This is a genomic window from Bacillus sp. SRL337 (assembly GCF_984799155.1).
On sequence record NZ_OZ481793.1, the window covers coordinates 100,677 to 107,500 of the forward strand.

At 49.9% G+C, this 6,824-nt stretch carries 1 protein-coding gene and 2 rRNA genes (1 of these 3 only partly in view); all 3 read left to right on the plus strand.

Features of this window, described 5'->3' with window-relative positions; genetic code table 11:
- The first annotated feature begins 229 nt into the window (after window positions 1–229).
- Entirely contained in the window at window positions 230–1,726 is a 1,497-nt protein-coding gene (gene lysS, locus AC4E8A_RS00490) for a lysine--tRNA ligase (protein WP_490196265.1), read from the plus strand.
- 312 nt (window positions 1,727–2,038) lie between these two features.
- Window positions 2,039–3,589: ribosomal RNA gene (locus AC4E8A_RS00495) — 16S ribosomal RNA — on the plus strand.
- Window positions 3,590–3,913: 324 nt separating this feature from the next.
- Window positions 3,914–6,824, plus strand: a 23S ribosomal RNA gene (locus tag AC4E8A_RS00500); it runs 25 nt beyond the window's last position.
- Together the 16S and 23S rRNA genes form the textbook arrangement of a ribosomal RNA operon.

Genomic DNA, 6,824 nt, shown 5'->3' on the forward strand with positions numbered 1-6,824 from the left:
GGGTGTTCGAAATACATATATTGTGTAAAATAGTAGGGTATAAAATCATATAAGCTAATTTAATTAAGGCTCTTCTCGTAAAAACGAAATGAAAGTACGCTTTTCAGAGCAATGAAGCTTTCACCTCATTTGGAAAAGGGCTCGCAACCATGCTGCATTCGTATACGGTATTGTTTCGAAGCAACACAAACGAAAACAGCTTTTTTTAAAACTAGCAGATAGAACAGGAGTGAAAGTAATGAGTCACGAAGAAATCAATGACCAGCTGCGGGTGAGACGTGAGAAGATGGAAACCCTTCGTCAAAAAGGATTGGATCCATTCGGCAAACGTTTCGATCGTTCACATACTTCTCAAGAAATAAAAGAGCAGTTTGATTCTTTTACAAAAGAGGAATTGGAAGAGAAAGAGGCTTCCGTTACTATAGCAGGAAGAATCATGACGAAAAGAGGAAAAGGAAAAGCGGGATTTGCCCATATCCAGGACCTTTCCGGCCAAATCCAGATTTATGTTCGGAAAGATGCTGTCGGCGACGAAGAATATGAAATCTTTAATACGGCGGACCTTGGAGACCTGATCGGTATAACTGGGACAGTCTTCAAAACAAAAGTAGGGGAATTATCCATTAAAGCAAAGGAATTCATCCTTCTGACCAAGTCACTGCGACCGCTGCCGGAAAAATTCCACGGCTTAAAAGATGTTGAACAGCGCTACCGCCAGAGATATCTTGATTTGATTACAAGCCAGGAAAGCAAACAGACATTCATTGCCCGAAGTAAGATCATTCAATCCATGAGAAGGTATTTGGATAACAATGGATACCTTGAAGTGGAAACACCGATGATGCATGCCATTGCCGGGGGAGCATCCGCCCGTCCGTTCATCACTCACCATAACGCACTTGATATGCAGCTATACATGCGTATCGCTATCGAACTTCACCTGAAAAGGCTGATTGTCGGTGGAATGGAAAAAGTATATGAAATCGGACGAGTATTCCGTAATGAAGGTGTATCCACTCGCCATAATCCGGAATTTACAATGATCGAGCTCTATGAAGCGTATGCTGACTACCGGGACATCATGGCACTTACAGAGAACTTGGTTGCTCATATTGCAAAAGAAGTATTCGGTTCAACTACAGTTCAATACGGCGATTACGAAGTGAACCTTGAACCGCAATGGACCCGCTTGCACATGGTAGATGCAGTAAAAGAACATACAGGTGCAGATTTCTGGAAGGAAATGAGTGACGAGGAAGCTCATGCCCTTGCAAAAGAGCATGGGGTGGAAGTGAAACCTTCTATGCAATACGGCCATGTCCTAAACGAATTCTTTGAGCAAAAAGTAGAGGACAAGCTGATTCAGCCGACGTTCATCTATGGCCACCCAGTGGAAATTTCTCCGCTCGCAAAGAAGAATGATGAAGATGGACGTTTCACTGATCGTTTTGAATTATTTATTGTAGGGCGTGAGCACGCCAACGCCTTCACAGAGTTGAACGATCCTATTGATCAAAGAGAAAGATTCGAAGCCCAACTCAAAGAAAGAGAACAAGGGAATGATGAAGCCCATATGATGGATGATGACTTCATCGAAGCCTTGGAATACGGAATGCCTCCAACAGGTGGACTTGGGATCGGTATCGACCGTCTGGTCATGCTGCTGACAAACTCCCCTTCCATCCGTGACGTTCTATTATTCCCGTTAATGCGTCACCGTGACTAACAATAAAGACTCCGGCAGTTGTCAGCCGGAGTTTTTTTATTTTTATTTTACAAAAGTATTGCATGGTACCTGAATAGGTGGTATATTATTATCTGTTGCCGCGAAACACGGCAGACAACAAAAAACATTTTAAAAAAGTTGTTGACTCAGCTTTTGAAAGATGTTAAGATAATCAAGTCGCCAAAAACGAGCGACGCAGATTGAACCTTGAAAACTGAACAAAACAAGACAAAACGTCAACGTTAATCTAGTAAGAACTTGGTTCTTACAAAGTTGCTAACACTTTAATTAGCAAATGAGCAAGTCAAACTTTTATCGGAGAGTTTGATCCTGGCTCAGGACGAACGCTGGCGGCGTGCCTAATACATGCAAGTCGAGCGGACGGATGGGAGCTTGCTCCCTGAAGTCAGCGGCGGACGGGTGAGTAACACGTGGGTAACCTGCCTGTAAGACTGGGATAACTCCGGGAAACCGGGGCTAATACCGGATAGTTCCTTTCCTCACATGAGGAAGGGTGGAAAGGTGGCTTCGGCTACCACTTACAGATGGACCCGCGGCGCATTAGCTAGTTGGTGAGGTAACGGCTCACCAAGGCGACGATGCGTAGCCGACCTGAGAGGGTGATCGGCCACACTGGGACTGAGACACGGCCCAGACTCCTACGGGAGGCAGCAGTAGGGAATCTTCCGCAATGGACGAAAGTCTGACGGAGCAACGCCGCGTGAGTGATGAAGGTTTTCGGATCGTAAAGCTCTGTTGTTAGGGAAGAACAAGTGCCGTTCGAATAGGGCGGCACCTTGACGGTACCTAACCAGAAAGCCACGGCTAACTACGTGCCAGCAGCCGCGGTAATACGTAGGTGGCAAGCGTTGTCCGGAATTATTGGGCGTAAAGCGCGCGCAGGCGGTCTCTTAAGTCTGATGTGAAAGCCCACGGCTCAACCGTGGAGGGTCATTGGAAACTGGGGGACTTGAGTACAGAAGAGGAAAGTGGAATTCCACGTGTAGCGGTGAAATGCGTAGATATGTGGAGGAACACCAGTGGCGAAGGCGACTTTCTGGTCTGTAACTGACGCTGAGGCGCGAAAGCGTGGGGAGCAAACAGGATTAGATACCCTGGTAGTCCACGCCGTAAACGATGAGTGCTAAGTGTTAGAGGGTTTCCGCCCTTTAGTGCTGCAGCTAACGCATTAAGCACTCCGCCTGGGGAGTACGGTCGCAAGACTGAAACTCAAAGGAATTGACGGGGGCCCGCACAAGCGGTGGAGCATGTGGTTTAATTCGAAGCAACGCGAAGAACCTTACCAGGTCTTGACATCCTCTGACAACCCTAGAGATAGGGCGTTCCCCTTCGGGGGACAGAGTGACAGGTGGTGCATGGTTGTCGTCAGCTCGTGTCGTGAGATGTTGGGTTAAGTCCCGCAACGAGCGCAACCCTTGATCTTAGTTGCCAGCATTCAGTTGGGCACTCTAAGATGACTGCCGGTGACAAACCGGAGGAAGGTGGGGATGACGTCAAATCATCATGCCCCTTATGACCTGGGCTACACACGTGCTACAATGGACGGTACAAAGGGCAGCAAGACCGCGAGGTTTAGCAAATCCCATAAAACCGTTCTCAGTTCGGATTGCAGGCTGCAACTCGCCTGCATGAAGCTGGAATCGCTAGTAATCGCGGATCAGCATGCCGCGGTGAATACGTTCCCGGGCCTTGTACACACCGCCCGTCACACCACGAGAGTTTGTAACACCCGAAGTCGGTGAGGTAACCTTTTGGAGCCAGCCGCCTAAGGTGGGACAGATGATTGGGGTGAAGTCGTAACAAGGTAGCCGTATCGGAAGGTGCGGCTGGATCACCTCCTTTCTAAGGATATATGAGACGTGACGCGTTGATTTTGTTTTGTTCAGTTTTGATGGTTCAATAAGATTTTTTGCGAAAGCAAACAAATCCACCATCAAACATTGTTCTTTGAAAACTAGATAAAGATAGTCATGAAGAAAGTCAAGAAAGAACCGAGAATTCGCCATTTTAGGATATCTCTTATGAGATATTGTTTTAAACTAAGGTGAAGGAGAAGCGAGGAGTGCAAGGCGCCCGTGTTTCTGAGCAGCGGAGTGTACCTTACCGTACATGAGCAGCGGAAGAAACGAAGGCAACGCCGCAATCCGAAGCTTATCGTTCGCCGATGGTTAAGTTAGAAAGGGCGCACGGTGGATGCCTTGGCACTAGGAGCCGATGAAGGACGGGACTAACACCGATATGCTTCGGGGAGCTGTAAGTAAGCTTTGATCCGGAGATTTCCGAATGGGGGAACCCGCTGCACGTAATGGTGCAGTATCCATACTTGAATACATAGAGTATGGAAGGCAGACCCGGGGAACTGAAACATCTAAGTACCCGGAGGAAGAGAAAGCAAACGCGATTCCCTGAGTAGCGGCGAGCGAAACGGGATTAGCCCAAACCAAGAGGCTTGCCTCTTGGGGTTGTAGGACACTCTATACGGAGTTACAAAGGAATGAAGTAGACGAAGAAGTCTGGAAAGGCTCGTCACAGAAGGTAACAACCCTGTAGTCGAAACTTCGTTCCCTCTTGAGTGGATCCTGAGTACGGCGGGACACGAGAAATCCCGTCGGAAGCTGGGAGGACCATCTCCCAAGGCTAAATACTCCCTAGTGACCGATAGTGAACCAGTACCGTGAGGGAAAGGTGAAAAGCACCCCGGAAGGGGAGTGAAATAGAACCTGAAACCGTGTGCCTACAAGTAGTCAGAGCCCGTTAACGGGTGATGGCGTGCCTTTTGTAGAATGAACCGGCGAGTTACGATCCCATGCAAGGTTAAGTCGGAAAGACGGAGCCGCAGCGAAAGCGAGTCTGAATAGGGCGAATGAGTATGTGGTCGTAGACCCGAAACCAGGTGATCTACCCATGTCCAGGGTGAAGTTCAGGTAACACTGAATGGAGGCCCGAACCCACGCACGTTGAAAAGTGCGGGGATGAGGTGTGGGTAGCGGAGAAATTCCAATCGAACTTGGAGATAGCTGGTTCTCTCCGAAATAGCTTTAGGGCTAGCCTCATGTAGTAAGAGTCTTGGAGGTAGAGCACTGTTTGGACTAGGGGCCCTCATCGGGTTACCGAATTCAGACAAACTCCGAATGCCAAAGACTTATCCATGGGAGTCAGACTGCGAGTGATAAGATCCGTAGTCGAAAGGGAAACAGCCCAGACCACCAGCTAAGGTCCCAAAGTATACGTTAAGTGGAAAAGGATGTGGAGTTGCTTAGACAACCAGGATGTTGGCTTAGAAGCAGCCACCATTTAAAGAGTGCGTAATAGCTCACTGGTCGAGTGACTCTGCGCCGAAAATGTACCGGGGCTAAACGTATCACCGAAGCTGTGGATTGACACCATTTGGTGTCAGTGGTAGGAGAGCGTTCTAAGGGCTGAGAAGCTGGACCGTAAGGACTGGTGGAGCGCTTAGAAGTGAGAATGCCGGTATGAGTAGCGAAAGACAGGTGAGAATCCTGTCCACCGAATGCCTAAGGTTTCCTGAGGAAGGCTCGTCCGCTCAGGGTTAGTCGGGACCTAAGCCGAGGCCGAAAGGCGTAGGCGATGGATAACAGGTTGATATTCCTGTACCACCTCTTTTCCGTTTGAGTGATGGGGGGACGCAGGAGGATAGGGTAAGCGCGCTGTTGGATATGCGCGTCTAAGCAGTTAGGCTGGTGATGAGGCAAATCCCGTCACCATAAAGGCTGAGCTGTGACAGCGAGGGAAATATAGTACCGAAGTTCCTGATTCCACACTGCCAAGAAAAGCCTCTAGCGAGGAAAAAGGTGCCCGTACCGCAAACCGACACAGGTAGGCGAGGAGAGAATCCTAAGGTGAGCGAGAGAACTCTCGTTAAGGAACTCGGCAAAATGACCCCGTAACTTCGGGAGAAGGGGTGCTCTGGTAGGGTGCAAGCCCGAGAGAGCCGCAGTGAATAGGCCCAGGCGACTGTTTAGCAAAAACACAGGTCTCTGCGAAGCCGTAAGGCGAAGTATAGGGGCTGACGCCTGCCCGGTGCTGGAAGGTTAAGGGGAGTGCTTAGCGCAAGCGAAGGTGCGAACCGAAGCCCCAGTAAACGGCGGCCGTAACTATAACGGTCCTAAGGTAGCGAAATTCCTTGTCGGGTAAGTTCCGACCCGCACGAAAGGCGCAACGATCTGGGCACTGTCTCAACGAGAGACTCGGTGAAATTATAGTACCTGTGAAGATGCAGGTTACCCGCGACAGGACGGAAAGACCCCGTGGAGCTTTACTGTAGCCTGATATTGAATTTTGGCACAGCTTGTACAGGATAGGTAGGAGCCTTGGAAACCGGAGCGCCAGCTTCGGTGGAGGCGCTGGTGGGATACTACCCTGGCTGTGTTGAACTTCTAACCCGCGCCCCTGATCGGGGTGGGAGACAGTGTCAGGTGGGCAGTTTGACTGGGGCGGTCGCCTCCTAAAGAGTAACGGAGGCGCCCAAAGGTTCCCTCAGAATGGTTGGAAATCATTCGCAGAGTGTAAAGGCACAAGGGAGCTTGACTGCGAGACCTACAAGTCGAGCAGGGACGAAAGTCGGGCTTAGTGATCCGGTGGTTCCGCATGGAAGGGCCATCGCTCAACGGATAAAAGCTACCCCGGGGATAACAGGCTTATCTCCCCCAAGAGTCCACATCGACGGGGAGGTTTGGCACCTCGATGTCGGCTCATCGCATCCTGGGGCTGTAGTCGGTCCCAAGGGTTGGGCTGTTCGCCCATTAAAGCGGTACGCGAGCTGGGTTCAGAACGTCGTGAGACAGTTCGGTCCCTATCCGTCGTGGGCGCAGGAAATTTGAGAGGAGCTGTCCTTAGTACGAGAGGACCGGGATGGACGCACCGCTGGTGTACCAGTTGTCTTGCCAAAGGCATCGCTGGGTAGCTATGTGCGGAAGGGATAAGTGCTGAAAGCATCTAAGCATGAAGCCCCCCTCGAGATGAGATTTCCCATCACTTTATGTGAGTAAGATCCCTGAAAGATGATCAGGTAGATAGGTCTGAGGTGGAAGCGTGGCGACACGTGCAGCTGACAGAT